Raw genomic sequence first — 15504 nt, 5'->3', positions numbered from 1 at the left:
GGAGCGCCGGCCGCACGACGAGAAGGGCCCGGCGACCGTGAAGTCGCCGGGCCCTTCCGTATGCCTCTGCCTACAGCGCGCCGAAGCCCACCTTGCGCGGCGCCGGCTCACCGAGCTCGACGTACGCGAGACGGTCGGCCGGGACCAGGACCTTGCGGCCGTGCTCGTCCGTGAGGCTCAGCAGCTGCGACTTTCCGGCGAGCGCCTCGGCCACCACGCGCTCGACCTCCTCGGCACTCTGACCGCTCTCCAGAACGATCTCGCGGGGCGCGTGCTGCACGCCGATCTTGACCTCCACGGCTATGTCCCTCCGACGGTCAGTGAAGTGCGCGTCCTTCCGCGCCGTACCCCGCACACATTAGCCCGGTGAGGGGACGTACACGCTCCGCGCAAGAACGCCAGGAGCGAACAGCGGACGGGAACAAATGTCCCCGCACGCGCGCGGTCAGTGGTGGTCGATGCCGTGCAGCGGGAAACCGGCGATGCCTCGCCAGGCGAGCGACGTCAGCAGCTGGACCGCCTGGTCGCGCGGGACGCTGCGGTCGCTGTGCAGCCAGGAGCGGGCCACGACCTGGGCGAGCCCGCCGAGCCCGGAGGCCAGCAGCATGGACTCGGCCCGCGACAGACCGGTGTCCTCCGCGATGACGTCGCAGATCGCCTCGGCGCACTCGTTCGTGACCTTGTCGACGCGCTCGCGCACCGCGGGCTCGTTCGTCAGGTCCGACTCGAAGACCAGCCGGAAGGCACCGCCGTCGTCCTCGACGTACGCGAAGTAGGCGTCCATGGTCGCCCGCACGCGCTGCTTGTTGTCGGTCGTCGACGCGAGCGCCTGTCGTACGGAGCCGATCAGCGACTCGCAGTGCTGGTCCAGCAGCGCGAGATAGAGGTCGAGCTTGCCCGGGAAGTGCTGGTAGAGCACCGGCTTGCTGACGCCGGCGCGCTCGGCGATGTCGTCCATCGCGGCCGAGTGGTAGCCCTGCGCCACGAAGACTTCCTGGGCGGCGCCCAGCAGCTGGTTCCGTCGGGCACGGCGCGGCAGGCGCGTGCCTCGCGGGCGCGCCGCCTCTGTCTGCTCGATGGCTGTCACGCCGCCTCCCATAAGTCGTCCACTTGCGGTGTGCGCCGCGCCGCCATCGTACTTTTCGGTAACCGTGGTGTGCGCGGTGCGAGCGCAGAATTTCACGTACCGGACGATGACGAAAGCCTCCCAAAGGTTTCAAAGAGGGATCGACCGGGCAGTGGCCGCGCCTCTCCGCACCACTCCCGCTCACCGTCGCGGTGGGTGTGGTCAGCGGTAGTCGTCCTCGTCGGTCCGGACGACGCGGGCCTGTTCGATGAGGTCCGCCTCGTTCGCCCGGCCGGGATCGACGCCGGTCAGCGGGTCGTCGCGGTCCGTGGTGACGTCCGTCCGCTGTTCGGCGGCGTCGTTCTCAGGGGCCTCGACATCGAGCTCGGCGCGGTCGCCGTCCTCGAAGGTGTCGGGGTCGCTGGGGTCGTAGGCCATGGCGGGCTCCCTTCCTAGAACGTCCCTGGGGAAGCAGGGGGCCACATGCGGGTGCCCTGCGTACGAGCCTAGGAGACACACGATTCCGGCGCTATGCGATCCGGGTCGGGGGATGGGGGCGGGAGGCCGGTCGGGAGAAGAGGCGGGTGCTGGACGGGATCTGAGTGCAGCCTGTGACGGCGAACACATGAACCAGTGCGTGATCGTCTCGTAACATTGCCGCATGTCTTCGACCGAGGTGCCGTTCGTGCCGGCCACCAATGTGCTCCCGAAGGTGGCGGCCGTCAGGGTCGCGGAAGGTGAGCGGCTGCGGTCGGTCGGGCTGCCGGGGATCACGCTGACGGTGCGGTCGAGGCCGCCCGCGCGCGAGGGGCTGCCGGCCGCGCTCTACGTCCATGGCCTCGGCGGTTCCTCGCAGAACTGGTCGGCGTTGATGCAGGAGCTCGACGCGGTGGTCGACGGTGAGGCCGTCGATCTGCCCGGCTTCGGGGACTCGCCGCCACCGGACGACGGCGACTACTCCATCAGCGCACACGCGCGTGCGGTGATCCGCCATCTCGACGCCTCCGGGCGCGGGCCGGTGCACCTCTTCGGCAACTCCCTCGGCGGCGCGGTCTCCACGCGGGTCGCCGCGGTGCGCCCCGACCTCGTCCGCACCCTCACCCTCGTCTCGCCGGCGCTCCCGGAGATCCGTGTGCAGCGCAGTGCGGTGCCCACGGCGCTGCTGGCGGTGCCCGGGGTGACCGCGCTCTTCACCCGGCTCAGCCGCGACTGGACGGCCGAGCAGCGCGTCCGCGGCGTCATGGCGCTCTGCTACGGCGATCCCGAGCGGGTGACGCCGGAAGGGTTCCGGCACGCCGTCGAGGAGATGGAGCGGCGGCAGCAACTGCCGTACTTCTGGGACGCGATGACGCGTTCCGCGCGCGGCATCGTGAACGCGTACACGCTGGGCGGGCAGCACGCGCTGTGGCGTCAGGCCGAGCGCGTCCTCGCGCCCACGCTCCTCGTCTACGGCGGCCGCGACCAGCTCGTCGGCTACCGCATGGCCCGCAAGGCGGCCCGCGCGTTCCGCGACTCCCGTCTGCTCACCCTGCCGGACGCGGGGCATGTGGCGATGATGGAATACCCGGAGACAGTGGCCCGGGCGTTCACCGAACTCCTCGCGAGCCAGGGTGACTTGGAGGCGGGCGTGGGCGCTGGTGGAGTCAACGGGAATGACGCCGAGGGGGCGTTGGCCTCGGAGGCGGTGTCCGGCGGTGACGTCGGCTCCTCGCGCGCTGGTGACGGCATCGATGACGTGGTCGAGTCTTCTGGTGCGGGGGGCTGAGGCGCGACGTGGGACGCCACAGCCGCCGCGGACCCGCCCCCAAGGGCGACTCCGCGGACATAGCCGCAAGGGGAGGCGGCCGGGGGGACGAGGGTTCTCCGGCGCCACGAGGACAGGGGCAGGTGCGGGGCCGGGGCCCGGGGCAAGGTCAGGGTCAGGGTCAGACCGCGCCGCAGCAGCCGGGCACCGGGCGACAGCAAGGCGCGGGTGAGGGTCGACAGCAGGGCTCCGGGTGGCCGCAGGGTCCGGGGCGGCAGCAGGGGGCTGGGCCTTCGGTGGGCGGGCCTTCGGCGAGTGGGCCTTCGGTCTACGGGGATCCGGTGTACCGGATTCCGCAGGGGGCCCGACTCCCGGATGGGACGCCCGCGCGTGGTGTGCCGAGGTTTGGCGACGGGACGCCGGCTCAGGGTGTGCCGAGGCTTCCGGATGGGACGCCTGCTCGCGGTGGGCCGAGGTTTGGCGACGGGACGCCTGCTCGCGGTGTGCCGAGGTTTGGCGACGGGACGCCGGCTCAGGGTGTGCCGCGCTTCGGTGACGGGACGCCTGCCCGTGGTGTGCCGAGGCTTCCGGACGGGACGCCTGCCCGTGGTGTGCCGAGGCTTCCCGATGGGACGCCTGCTCGCGGTGTGCCCCGGTTCGCTGACGGCACTCCTGCGCACGGCAGCCCTCGCGTGCGGGGTGGTCACCCCGAGCAGCGTGAAGGCGGCGGCGGTTGGGGTGAGCTGGGGGCGCACGGGGCGGCCTCCGGGCAACCCGGTGTCGCGCTGCCACGGCAGCGACAGGCGCCTCCCGGTGATCCCCGGCGGGGGCGGGGGGTCGGGCCTAGGCAGGACTATCTCGACGCCTTCGGGGACCAGGACGTCGACCTGTTCGCGTCGCGAACCAGCCAGGGTGCCGAGTTCTCCCGCCGTACCGCTCACGCCGCCGTGGCCACCGACCCGTACGCCTCCGTCAGCGACTGGCAGACCGTCCCGGAACCGCGTACCGGCGCCGACGGCGACGCCGGGGACGCGCCGCCCATCGGTGAGCCCGTGCGCGACAAGGGCGGCAAGGGGCGGACGTTCACCGGGATCGCGGCCGCCGCCGTCACCACCGTGCTGGCCGTCGTCGTCGCCGGTCAGGTCGCCGAGCGGCAGGACGACTCGCCCGTACAGTCGCAGTCGGCCAACGACCAGGCGCGGGACGCCCGCGACTCCGCCTCGCGCGGGGACGGGCGGCCGACGCCGTCGTCGTCGCCCGGCGTGGTGACGCTGACGTACGCGCAGATGATGGACAAGAAGTACCCGCTGGCCGCCGGGCTGAAGGGGTCGGGGAAGTTCGACGCGGTGAAGAGCGTCGCCAAGGCGCCCGGCAGAGGACAGAAATACACCTACCGCGTGGATGTCGAGCAGGGGATCGGGCTCGACGCGGAACTGTTCGCCGACGCGGTGCAGAAGACGCTCAACGACGACCGGAGCTGGGCCCACAACGGCGCCCGCACCTTCGAGCGGATTTACTCGGGCAAGCCCGATTTCGTGATCACCCTCGCCAGCCCGGGCACCACGGCGGAGTGGTGCGCCAAGTCCGGTCTGGACACGACCGTGGACAACGTGTCCTGCGATTCGGCCGCCACCGAGCGCGTGATGATCAACGCGTTCAGATGGGCTCAGGGGTCCAAGACCTACGGCGACCAGATCCACGCCTATCGGCAGATGCTGATCAATCACGAGGTCGGCCATCGGCTCGGCAACCACCACGTGACCTGCGACAAGGACGGCGAACTCGCCCCGGTCATGCAGCAGCAGACCAAGTTCCTGGACCACAACGGAATCCACTGTCTGCCCAACCCCTGGCCGTATCCCGGGAGTTGACGGACGCCTCACAGGTCACGTTGACATGCGCAGAAAAGTCGTACTAATTTTCTGCGCATGTCGTCCCGTCACGCCTCCGTTCGCGCCGCCATCGAGCTGGCGCTCATCGGCGTGACCGCGTTGTGCGTGGCCGACATTCACTGTCGCTGACGTCCGCCCTCTGGCGTTCGCGTCGCGATCCGTTCTTTCTCCCGTGAGCCGTCGCTCGCGGTTTTTCGACGACCTGACGCCCGGGCAGACGTCTGTTCACCTCCGTCTCACCCTTCGTCAATCTGTCTCGTTATCCGAGATAAGCAGATTCATCCTTCGAGAGGTCGTCTCCGATGCGTCAACCGTCCGTCATCGCGCGCCGCGTGGCCGCGGCATCCGTAAGCCTGGTTCTGGCCGCGGGCGCCGCCGCCTGCGGCCCCGAGGACAACGATGCCAAGAGCTCCGGTGGCGACTCCGCGCCCCACAAGGGCGGCACCCTCACGGTCCTGAACTCCGAGCCGCAGACGGACTTCGACCCGGCCCGGCTGTACACCTCGGGCGGCGGCAACGTGCCCTCCCTCGTCTTCCGCACCCTCACCACCCGCAACCGCGAGAGCGGCGCCGCCGGCGCGAAGGTCGTCCCCGACCTCGCCACCGACACCGGGCGCCCCAACAAGGACGCGACCGAGTGGACGTACACCCTGAAGAAGGGGCTCAAGTACGAGGACGGCACCGCGATCACCTCGGCCGACATCAAGTACGGCATCGAGCGCTCCTTCGCGCCCGAGCTGTCCGGCGGCGCGCCCTATCTGCGGGACTGGCTGGTCGGCGCGGCCGACTACCAGGGGCCGTACAAGGACAAGGGCGGGCTCGACGCGATCGAGACGCCGGACGACCGGACCATCGTCTTCCATCTGAACAAGCCCGAGGGCGAGTTCCCCTTCCTGGCCACGCAGACGCAGTTCGCGCCTGTCCCGAAGGCCAAGGACACCGGCACGAAGTACGAGGAGCACCCCGTCTCGTCCGGGCCCTACAAGGTGGTCAAGAACGAGAACGACGGTGAGACCGTCCTCCTGGAGCGCAACACGTACTGGTCCGCCGCGACGGACGCCGAGCGCAAGGCGTACCCGGACAAGATCGACGTCAAGTCCGGGCTCGACTCCGCGGTGATCAACCAGCGGCTGTCCGCGTCCCAGGGTGCGGACTCGGCGGCGGTCACCACGGACACCAACCTCGGTCCGGCCGAGCTCGCCAAGGTGACCGGCGACAAGGAGCTCGCCGCGCGGGTCGGCACCGGGCACTTCGGCTACACGAACTACATAGCGTTCAACCCGACCGTCAAGCCGTTCAACAACGTCAAGGTGCGGCAGGCGATCTCGTACGCCATTGACCGCTCGTCGGTCGTGAACGCCGCCGGCGGGTCGTCGCTCGCCGAGGCCGCCACCACCTTCCTGCCCAACCAGAAGTCCTTCGGCTACGAGCCGTACGACCTGTTCCCGGCGGGTGACTCCGGCAACGCGGCCAAGGCCAAGGAGCTGCTGAAGGAGGCCGGTTACCCGAACGGGCTCACCGTCACGCTGACCCACAACAACGCCCAGAACTTCAAGACCAGCCCCGAGATCGCGACCGCGCTCCAGGACGCGCTCAAGAAGGCCGGCATCACGGTCAAGCTCCAGGGCCTGGAGGACAACAACTACTCGGACACGATCCACAGCGTGAAGACCGAGCCGGGCTTCTTCCTCACCGCGTGGGGTGCCGACTGGCCCTCCGGGGGCCCCTTCCTCGCCCCGATCTTCGACGGCCGTCAGATCGTCAAGGACGGCGCGAACTTCAACTCGGGCCTGCTCAATGACAAGTCGGTCAATGCCGAGATTGACGCGATCAACAAGTTGACCGATCTTGACGCCGCCGCCAAGCGGTGGGGTGCGCTGGACAAGAAGATCGGTGAGCAGGCGCTGACCGTGCCGCTGTTCCACCCGGTCTACAAGCGGTTGGTCGGCAAGGACATCAAGAACGTCGTGATCAGCGACTGGACCGGTGTGCTGGACATCTCGCAGGTCGCGGTCAAGTAACCCGATGAGCGAGGCACTTGTCGCCGTCGAGACCCCCGGGGCAGCCGTCCCGGGGGTTTCGGGGGCTCGTCAGTTCTGGCGGCGGCTGCGGACGCAGCGGGCCGCCGTGGTCGCGGCGGGCGTCGTCGCGCTGCTCGTCCTGGTCGCCCTCGCGGCGCCCCTGCTCACCGCGCTGGAGGGCCAGGACCCCACCACCTACCACCCCTCCCTGGTCGACTCCGCGCGCGGCGGTGTGCCCGTCGGGTCGCTCGGCGGCATCGGCGGGGACCACTGGCTCGGCGTCGAACCGCAGACCGGGCGCGACCTGTTCGCACGGCTCGTGTACGGCGCCCGGGTCTCGCTGGGGGTCGCGCTGGCCGCGACCGTCGTCCAGGTGTTGATCGGTGTCGTCGTGGGTGTATCGGCCGCGCTGGGCAGTCGATGGGTTGATCAACTGTTGAGCAGGTTCACGGATGTCATCGTCGCCATGCCCCTCATGATCATGTCGTTGGCGCTGCTCGCGATCGTCCCGGCGAGCTTCCCGCGACCTGTACTGGTCGCGGGAGTCATCGGGTTGATCGGGTGGGGCAGTATCGCCAAGATCGTGCGCGCCCAGACGCTCACGCTCAAACAGCTCGACCATGTCGCCGCGGCCCGGCTCAGCGGCTGGGGCACCTGGCGCATCGCCCGCCGTGAGCTGCTGCCCGGGATCGCCGCGCCGATCATCACCTACGCGGCGCTGCTGGTGCCGTCCAACATCTCCGCCGAGGCGGCCCTGTCCTTCCTCGGCGTCGGTGTGAAGCCGCCGACGCCGTCCTGGGGACAGATGCTCACCGCCGCCGACGTCTGGTACCAGGCCGCCCCGCAGTACCTGCTGCTGCCCGCGGGCGCGCTCTTCGTCACCGTCCTCGCCCTGACCGTCCTCGGTGACGGCGTACGCACCGCCCTGGACCCGCGCGCGGCGTCCCGGCTGCGCGTCGGCACCGGCCGCAAGAGGGAGGCCAAGGCATGACCGGCTTCCTCCTGCGGCGCGTCCTCGGCGCCGTCGTCACCCTGTTCGCCATCTCGGTGATCGTCTACGTCGTCTTCTACGTCACCCCCGGCAACGTCGCCCAGATCACCTGCGGTCCGCGCTGCTCGCCGGAACAGGTGCACCAGGTCGCCCAGCAACTGCGGCTCGACGACCCCCTGTACGTGCGCTACTGGCACTTCCTGGAGGGCCTCGTGGCCGGCCAGGACTACTCCACCGGCACCTCTGTGGAGCACTGCTCGGCGCCCTGCCTCGGGCTGTCGTACCAGAGCGACCAGCAGGTCACCCAGCTGATCCTGAACAAGCTGCCGGTCAGCCTGTCGCTGGTGCTCGGCGCGATGGTGCTGTGGCTGATCCTCGGCGTCGGCACCGGCGTCCTGTCCGCCTGGCGGCGCGGCCGACTCAGCGAACGGCTGCTGACCGGCGTCACGCTCGCGGGCGTGGCCACGCCGGTCTTCGTCATCGGCCTGGTCCTGATGATCGTCGTCTGCGGACAGCTCCAGCTGCTGCCGTTCCCGCAGTACGTGAACTTCACCGACGACCCGGAACAGTGGGCGTGGAACCTGCTGCTGCCCTGGTTGTCCCTCGCCCTCATCGAGGCCGCCGCCTTCGCCCGCCTCACGCGCGCGTCGATGCTGGAGACGCTCGCCGAGGACCACATCCGCACCTTCCGGGCGTACGGCCTCGGCGAGCGGTCCGTCATCGGACGGCACGCGCTGCGCGGGGCGTTCGCGCCCGTCATCGCGCTCAACGCCAACAATTTCGGCAGCGCGGTCGGCGGCGCGGTGCTCACCGAGACGCTGTTCGGCCTGCCCGGCATCGGACAGGAACTGGTCCACGCGGTCAACGTGATCGACCTTCCGGTCGTGGTCGGCATGGTCCTGGTCATCGGCTTCTTCGTGGTCCTGGCCAACGCCGTCGCGGACGTCCTGTACGCGGTGGCCGACCGACGGGTGGTGCTTGCATGAGTACGGTCAACGTCACCGACGAGCTGGTCAACGTGGGCGACAGCCTGGTCGATGTCGCCGACCTGACCGTCGAGTTCGGCTCGCTGCGAGCCGTCGACGGGCTGTCCTTCCGGCTGGCGCAGGGGGGTGCCCTCGCCCTGGTCGGCGAGTCCGGCTCCGGCAAGTCCACCGTCGCCGCCGCCCTGCTGGGGCTGCATCGCGGCACGGGCGCGCGGGTCGGCGGCTCGATCGAGGTCGCCGGCGTCGACGTGGAGCAGGCATCGGACGAGGACCTGCGGCGACTGCGGGGCGGCAAGGCCGCGATGGTCTTCCAGGACCCGCTCTCGTCCCTCGACCCGTACTACGCGATCGGCGACCAGATCGCCGAGGTGTACCGCGTGCACACGCGCGTGTCGCGACGAGCCGCACGCGCGCGTGCGATCGAGGTATTGGACCGGGTCGGAATCCCGGACGCGGTACGCCGGTCCCGGTCCCGTCCGCACGAGTTCAGCGGAGGCATGCGCCAGCGCGCGCTGATCGCCATGGCGCTCGCCTGCGAACCGGCCCTGCTGATCGCCGACGAACCGACGACCGCCCTCGACGTCACGGTCCAGGCCCAGATCCTCGACCTGCTGCACACGCTGCGCGAGGAGACCGGCATGGGGCTGCTGCTCGTCACCCACGACGTGGGCGTCGCCGCGGAGAGCGTCGACGAGGTGCTGGTCATGCGGCACGGACGGGCCGTCGAGCACGGGCCGGTCGGCACGGTGCTCGGGCAGCCGGGGGAGACGTACACGCGCGACCTGCTCGCCGCGGTCCCGCGCGTGGACGCGCCCCGGGCGGTCGTCGGGAAGCCCGGCGAGGTCGTCCTGGAGGCGACGGGCCTGCGGCGCGAGTTCGGGCGCGGCAAGAAGGCCTTCACGGCCGTCGACGACGTCTCGCTGACCGTCCGCCGGGGCGAGACGCTCGGCGTGGTCGGGGAGAGCGGCAGCGGCAAGACGACACTCGGTCGGATGCTGGTCGGCCTGCTGGAGCCGACGGCCGGGGAGATCAAGCCCGGTGGCGGAGTGCGCCCCGACATCCAGATGGTCTTCCAGGACCCCGTCTCCTCCCTCAACCCCCGCCGCAGCGTGGGCGAGTCCATAGCCGACCCGCTCCGCGCGCGGGGGGAGCGCGACGAGCAGCGCATCAGGGGGCGCGTGACAGAACTGCTGGAGCGCGTGGGGCTCGAAGGGGCGCACTACGACCGCTACCCGCACGAGTTCAGCGGCGGACAGCGCCAGCGCGTGGGCATCGCCCGGGCGCTCGCCGCCGACCCGCGCGTCATCGTCTGTGACGAGCCCGTCTCCGCACTGGACGTCACCACACAGGCCCAAGTGGTGGCCCTGCTGGGCGAACTGCAGCGCGAACTCGGCCTGGCGCTCGTCTTCGTCGCGCACGACCTGGCCGTCGTACGACAGGTCAGCGACCGTGTGGCCGTGATGCGGCGCGGCCGGATCGTCGAGTCCGGACCGGCGGACGAGGTGTACGACAACCCCCAGGACCCGTACACCAAGCAGCTCCTGGCCGCCGTACCGGCACTCGACCCCGACGAGGCCACGCGGCGCAGAGCGGCCCGTCGGGAACTGGCCGTTGCCTGACGTAACGTAACTGCTTGATCTCTTAGCGCGATCGAACGCGACCCGCACGGGAAAGTTACGACCGTTCACCCCTTTTGGTGGCGCGATGGACAACCGTCCATCGCGCCACCGCCTTGTCCGCATACGTTCGTCCCGCTGCGAGCCGCCGGGTCAACGGCGGCTCCCCATACGGGAGATCGGGGGTGTACTCGTGCGCATCGGACTGCTTACGGAGGGTGGCTATCCGTATGTGAGCGGTGACGCCAGGCTGTGGTGCGACCGGCTCGTGCGCGGGCTCGATCAACACGAGTTCGACATCTACGCGCTCAGCCGCAGCCGGCGGCAGGAGGACGAGGGCTGGGTCACGCTTCCGCCGCAGGTCAGCCGCGTACGCACGGCACCGCTGTGGACCGTCGAGGACGACGGGAGCGTGCTCGGGCGCCGCGCGCGCCGACGGTTCGCCGAGCACTACGGCGAGTTGGCGGCCGTCCTGTGCGCGGGCCGCTCCGAGAGCCCTTCGGCCACTGAGGCGGACCGTTTCGGCAGCGCGCTGTACGGCCTCGCCGAACTCGCCCGCGACGAGGGCGGGCTGACCGGCGCGCTCCGGTCCGAGATCGCCGTACGCGCCCTGGAGCGCGCCTGTCGTACGCCGGGCGCCCACCGCGCGGCCCGCGAGGCACGCGTCCCCGATCTGCTCGCCGTCGCCGCGCACCTGGAGCGCGCCCTGCGCCCCCTGTCCCTCGACTGGCACGAGGACGAGGGCCTCGGCTCGGTCGACCTCTGCCACGCCGCCTCCGGCGGCCCCGCGGCGCTCCCCGGCCTGCTCGCCCGGCACTTCTCCGGCGTACCGCTGCTGGTGACCGAGTACGGCGTCCAGCTCCGCGCGCACTACCTCTCCGCCACCGAGGCCTCCCCGTCGGTACGCGCCCTGCTCGCCGCCTTCCACGTCAGGCTCGCCGCGGAGGTCTACGCCCGGGCCGCCCTCGTCACCCCCGGCAACGCACACGCCCGCCGCTGGCAGGAACGCTGCGGCGCCGACCGCGACAAGATCCGCACCGTCTACCCCGGCATGGACGCCGACCGCTTCGCGGAGGTCGGCGAGTCCCCGGAGTGCGCGGACCCGGACACGCTCGCGTGGGTCGGCCGTGTGGAACCGACGAAGGACCTGATCTCCCTCCTCCACGCCTTCGCGGAGGTCCGCAAGGAGGAGCCGAAGACCCGCCTGCGGATCATCGGCGTCCCGGCGGGCAGCGAGGGCGCGGCCTACCTCGGCCACTGCAAGGCGCTCGCCGCCCAGCTCTTCCCCGACGAGGCGGACGGTCTGCACGCCGTCGGGGACAACCCGGTGTCCTTCGAGGAGATCGGCGGCCCGGACATCCCGAGTCCCGCCGAGGCGTACGCGTCCGGCGCGGTGACCGTGCTGTCCAGCGTCGTCGAGGGCTTCCCGATCAGCCTGGTGGAGGCCATGTTCTGCGGCCGCGCGACGGTGTCCACCGACGTCGGTGCCGTGGTCGAGGCCATCGGCGGCACCGGACTCGTCGTACCCCCGCGCAATCCGCGGGCGCTCGCCGAGGCGTGCGTCGCGTTGCTGCGCGACCCCGAGCGCCGCGCACGCCTGGGCGCCGCCGCGCGCGCCCGGGCGCTCGAGCTGTTCACCGTCGAACAGAACATCACGGCATTTCACGGCATTTACCTGGAGATCGTCTCGCGCCACCCGGTCCGCCGGGTCGTCCTGGACGACACCACGGGAGAACCCCGCCCGTTCGCCGTCCCCGCCGAGGCCCACATGCCCGCCCGCTGGACCGGCCCCGCCGCCCGCGTAGTGGCCCGCGGCGGCCCCGGCTGGGCGGCAGGCCCTCCGGTGCGCGCCAACACCCCGCTGCCCGCGACGGGGGGAGCGCGATGAGTGACCTGGGCGAACTGGACCGACCCGGCACCCCGGACAGCCCCGGCGCGTGGGACGCCAGGTCGGAGGAGTGGGCGACGGGGGAGACGGGGCGCACGACGCCGGACACCACCGACGCCTCCGGCGCGGCACCCGCCGCCAAAGTGCTCCCGGCGGGCGAAGACCACCCCGCGCCCGCCCACCGCACTACCCCCACCCCGACCCCCACACCAAAGGCCGCTTCCACCCCACGCCGAACCGCCGGGGACCCGGTCAAGGCCCTGATGCACCGCCATCGAGAGCTGTGCGCACGAGCCGTCGACCCCTTGGAGATCGCGGCGGGCCTGGAGGCACACGGCGTCACCGACCGCACCGCCACCCGCTTCCGCCACCGGGACGTCTTCTCACTCGCCGAGGAGATGTACGCGCGCGCGTCCCGAGAAGGCGAACCCCCCGCGGCGGCCGCGCCCCCCGAGATCCCCCGGGCCCGCGCCGACTGGGCGCTGCTGACCTTGCTGCCGGGCGCCCTGTGCGCGGCGACCCTCACCGGCATTCACCTGACGCACGGCCAGTCGCGCCTCATCACAGCGGCCGTGGGCACCCTCACCGTGACCCTGGCCCTCCGTGCGGCACTGACCAGAGGCCCCCTGCGCACCACCCACCCCACCCACCCCCGAACCCGCACCCTCACCTGCTGGTTGATGGCCTACGCCCTGCTCGGCGACGGCCTGCTCCACTCAGCCCTCACCGGCGGCCCCGACACCCTCCCCTCCGGCGCCGCGAACGCCCCCTGGCCCATGTCAGGCGCCCCCGCGCTCGCCCTGGCCCTTTCCCTGGCTCCCGCTGCCTGGAGTGCCCACCTCCTCACCACCCGGGCCCGCCGCAAACTGACGGCCAGCCGAGGCCTGGAGGACTTCGCGGCGGCCGTACGCCCCCTCCTCCTGGGCGCGTTCGCCTTCTACCTGTCCACGCTGACGGCCCTTCTCGCCGTAACGGCAGCAGCCCTGGACGAGCCGGCCCCGTACGCACAGACGCTCACCCTCGGCGCACTCCTCTTCCTCTCCCGGCTCCTCACCACCCACGGCTTCACCCACGCACCCGCCCTGATCCTCACGGCCACGGCCGCCACAGGGGCAACCGCCCTGGCCACGACCTTCGCGTCCCGCCTCCCCAGCTGCGACTTCCTGGGCACCCCGGTGACGACCCTCGTGGAGCACTGGGGCCCAGGCACGATCCCCACGCTCGCCTGCGGCCTCGGAGCGGCAACCCTCCTCCTCCACGCAACCCGCCGGCTGACAAGAGCCTCGGCCCACGCGACCACGGACGCACGGTGCTGAGCCGGCCGCGACGGCGGAAAGCGGCTGGGACCACCCCCCGGCGCGGCACCGACCCACAACGAGCCCCGAGCGTCCGACCCGCGGACCTCCCTCGGACGCGCCCCGCCACCCCCACTCCCACTCCCACTCCCACCCCCACACCCACCCCGCACAGGCCGCCGCAGGCATCCCCGCCCACCGCCGGAGCCCGGAGGCACACCTTGCTGAAGGAGAGCACCAGATGATCACCTCCCGACCCGACCACGAGGCCCCGGGAGCAGCACGATGAGGGTCCTGCTGATCGGAGCCAACGGCTACCTCGGCCGCTTCGTGGCCGACCGCCTCCTCGCCGACCCGGCCGTCCAGCTCACCGCGCTCGGCCGTGGCGACGACGCCGACGTCCGCTTCGACCTCGCATCCGGCAGCCCCGGCGCGCTGACCCGCTTCCTCGACGCGGTCCACCCCGGCGTCGTGGTCAACTGCGCCGGCGCGACAAGGGGCGGCGCCCGCGAACTCACCCGCCACAACACGGTCGCCGTGGCCACCGTCTGCGAGGCGCTGCGCCGCAGCGGATGCGGCGCACGGCTCGTCCAGATCGGCTGCGGCGCCGAGTACGGTCCCAGCCAGCCCGGCAGCTCCACCGCGGAGGACGCCGTCCCGCGCCCCGGCGGCCCCTACGGCGTCAGCAAACTCGCCGCCACCGAGCTCGTGCTCGGCTCCGGTCTGGACGCCGTGGTCCTGCGGGTCTTCTCACCCGCGGGCCCGGGCACCCCCGCGGGTTCCCCGCTCGGCAGGCTCGCCGAGGCGATGCGCCGGGCCATGCAGTCCGGCGACGGCGAACTGAAGCTCGGCGGGCTCGGTGCCCAGCGGGACTTCATCGACGTACGGGACGTCGCCCGCGCCGTGCACGCGGCGAGCCTGTCCGCCGCGCAGGGCGTCATCAACATCGGCTCCGGCCGCGCCGTCCGCCTCCGGGACGCCGCCGCGATCCTCGCGCGCGTGGCCGGCTACGGCGGCGCCCTCCACGAGCTCGACGGTCCGCCCGGCCCGCCGCTGCGCCCCACCATCGGCCACCCCCGCCCCGAGCCGGACCACGCGGCCCCGGTCGCCTACCCGTACCCGGACGGCTGCGGCAGCTGGCAGCAGGCCGACGTGCGCACCGCCCGCGACCGCCTCGGCTGGCGTCCCCGTATCAACCTCGAAGAGTCCCTGGCGGACATCTGGATGGAGGCGGCATGCCGCATCTGACCAGCACCAACCGAACGAAACAGGGCACCGGTCTGCACACCGGTCTGGGCATTCCGGGTTTCGCCCACCCCCTCGTCGCCCCCGCCGAGTGGGCCGAACTCACCCGCCCCCGCTCCGCGCCCCTGCACTGGGTCGTCCTCAATGTCGCCGACGGCCCGGGCAGCCGCCCCGACCCGCACTGTCTGGCGGCGGCCGGGCGACTGCGCAACGCGGGCATCCGTGTCCTCGGACATGTCGACGCCACGTACGGGGCGCGGTCGTTCGGGGAGATGGTCTCCGACGCGCACCGTTACATCGACTGGTACAAGGTCGACGGCTTCCTCCTGGACCGCTGCCCGACCGAACGCACCTCGCTCCCCGAGATCCGGCGCACGGTCACCACGCTCCGCGCGATAGCCGACAAGGACGCTCATGTCGTCCTCGGCCACGGCACGCATCCCTATCCCGGCTATGCCGAGAGCGCGGACCAGTTGGTCACCTTCTCCGGCCCGTGGAGCGACTACCGCTGGTCGCAGGTGGCCGAGTGGACCGCCGACTATCCGCCCGACCGCTTCTGCCACTTCGTCCACGGCGTGCCGGCGCCGCATCTCGACGAGGCCCTTCGCATCGCCCGCTGGCAGGGAGCCGCCACCCTCTACTTCACGGACCGCACGGACCGCGACGGCCGGAGCGACCCCTGGGAGACGATGCCCGGCTACTGGGACGACATCGTCTCGCGGATCGGGACGGGTGTCTCGGAATGAAAAAGGCCATGGCA

14 protein-coding genes are annotated in these 15504 nt (G+C 71.6%); 11 read left to right on the top strand and 3 right to left on the bottom strand.

The window, feature by feature from the left end:
• Positions 1-70: 70 nt before the first annotated feature.
• The 3 genes from ACIHIX_RS01590 to ACIHIX_RS01580 all read right to left on the bottom strand — a co-directional run bounded on the left by ACIHIX_RS01590 (position 71) and on the right by ACIHIX_RS01580 (position 1504).
• Positions 71-298: a DUF3107 domain-containing protein gene (locus ACIHIX_RS01590; protein ID WP_059192479.1), complete on the bottom strand. Its 228-nt coding sequence runs from the start codon at positions 296-298 to the stop codon at positions 71-73.
• Between the two features lie 147 nt (positions 299-445).
• The gene (locus ACIHIX_RS01585) at positions 446-1087 is read right to left on the bottom strand and encodes a TetR/AcrR family transcriptional regulator (RefSeq protein WP_329334999.1); all 642 of its coding nucleotides are present in this window, start codon (positions 1085-1087) and stop codon (positions 446-448) included.
• Positions 1088-1288: 201 nt separating this feature from the next.
• Positions 1289-1504, bottom strand: a complete 216-nt coding sequence (locus ACIHIX_RS01580) for a hypothetical protein (protein ID WP_399948566.1) — start codon at positions 1502-1504, stop codon at positions 1289-1291.
• A gap of 223 nt (positions 1505-1727) precedes the next feature.
• Here ACIHIX_RS01580 and ACIHIX_RS01575 point away from each other — a divergent pair, with 223 nt between their 5' ends.
• The 11 genes from ACIHIX_RS01575 (at position 1728) to ACIHIX_RS01525 (ending at position 15490) form a co-directional block, all read left to right on the top strand.
• On the top strand, positions 1728-2831 hold the full coding sequence (locus ACIHIX_RS01575) for an alpha/beta fold hydrolase (protein WP_399948564.1): 1104 nt from the start codon (positions 1728-1730) through the stop codon (positions 2829-2831).
• Positions 2832-3313: 482 nt separating this feature from the next.
• Positions 3314-4681, top strand: coding sequence for a DUF3152 domain-containing protein (locus ACIHIX_RS01570; protein WP_399948562.1), 1368 nt, complete (start codon positions 3314-3316; stop codon positions 4679-4681).
• A 57-nt stretch (positions 4682-4738) separates the two neighbouring features.
• Positions 4739-4831 carry an Ms4533A family Cys-rich leader peptide gene (locus ACIHIX_RS01565; RefSeq protein WP_329334993.1) on the top strand — a complete coding sequence of 31 codons (93 nt, stop codon included), beginning with the start codon at positions 4739-4741 and terminating at the stop codon, positions 4829-4831.
• A 173-nt stretch (positions 4832-5004) separates the two neighbouring features.
• Complete coding sequence (locus tag ACIHIX_RS01560; RefSeq protein WP_399948560.1) at positions 5005-6723, top strand: ABC transporter substrate-binding protein; 1719 nt, start codon at positions 5005-5007, stop codon at positions 6721-6723.
• A 4-nt stretch (positions 6724-6727) separates the two neighbouring features.
• Entirely contained in the window at positions 6728-7714 is a 987-nt protein-coding gene (locus ACIHIX_RS01555) for an ABC transporter permease (protein ID WP_399948558.1), read from the top strand.
• Positions 7711-8700 carry an ABC transporter permease gene (locus ACIHIX_RS01550; protein ID WP_399948556.1) on the top strand — a complete coding sequence of 330 codons (990 nt, stop codon included), beginning with the start codon at positions 7711-7713 and terminating at the stop codon, positions 8698-8700. The genes ACIHIX_RS01555 and ACIHIX_RS01550 overlap by 4 nt, the downstream gene beginning before the upstream one ends.
• Positions 8697-10319, top strand: a complete 1623-nt coding sequence (locus ACIHIX_RS01545; RefSeq protein ID WP_399948554.1) for a dipeptide ABC transporter ATP-binding protein — start codon at positions 8697-8699, stop codon at positions 10317-10319. Before ACIHIX_RS01550 ends, ACIHIX_RS01545 begins: the two co-directional genes overlap by 4 nt.
• A gap of 190 nt (positions 10320-10509) precedes the next feature.
• Complete coding sequence (gene pelF, locus ACIHIX_RS01540) at positions 10510-12204, top strand: GT4 family glycosyltransferase PelF (protein ID WP_399948552.1); 1695 nt, start codon at positions 10510-10512, stop codon at positions 12202-12204.
• A complete protein-coding gene (locus ACIHIX_RS01535) occupies positions 12201-13520 on the top strand; it encodes a hypothetical protein (protein WP_399948550.1) in 1320 nt (439 codons plus the stop codon). The genes pelF and ACIHIX_RS01535 overlap by 4 nt, the downstream gene beginning before the upstream one ends.
• A gap of 264 nt (positions 13521-13784) precedes the next feature.
• A complete protein-coding gene (locus ACIHIX_RS01530) occupies positions 13785-14747 on the top strand; it encodes an NAD-dependent epimerase/dehydratase family protein (RefSeq protein WP_399948548.1) in 963 nt (320 codons plus the stop codon).
• Positions 14735-15490 carry a spherulation-specific family 4 protein gene (locus ACIHIX_RS01525; RefSeq protein ID WP_399948546.1) on the top strand — a complete coding sequence of 252 codons (756 nt, stop codon included), beginning with the start codon at positions 14735-14737 and terminating at the stop codon, positions 15488-15490. The genes ACIHIX_RS01530 and ACIHIX_RS01525 overlap by 13 nt, the downstream gene beginning before the upstream one ends.
• Positions 15491-15504: the final 14 nt, after the last annotated feature.

The sequence above is a fragment of the Streptomyces sp. NPDC051913 genome, from assembly GCF_044593635.1.
GTDB lineage: Bacteria > Actinomycetota > Actinomycetes > Streptomycetales > Streptomycetaceae > Streptomyces.
Note: the sequence above shows the minus strand (reverse complement) of the source record. Positions and strands in the feature narration are given on the sequence as shown.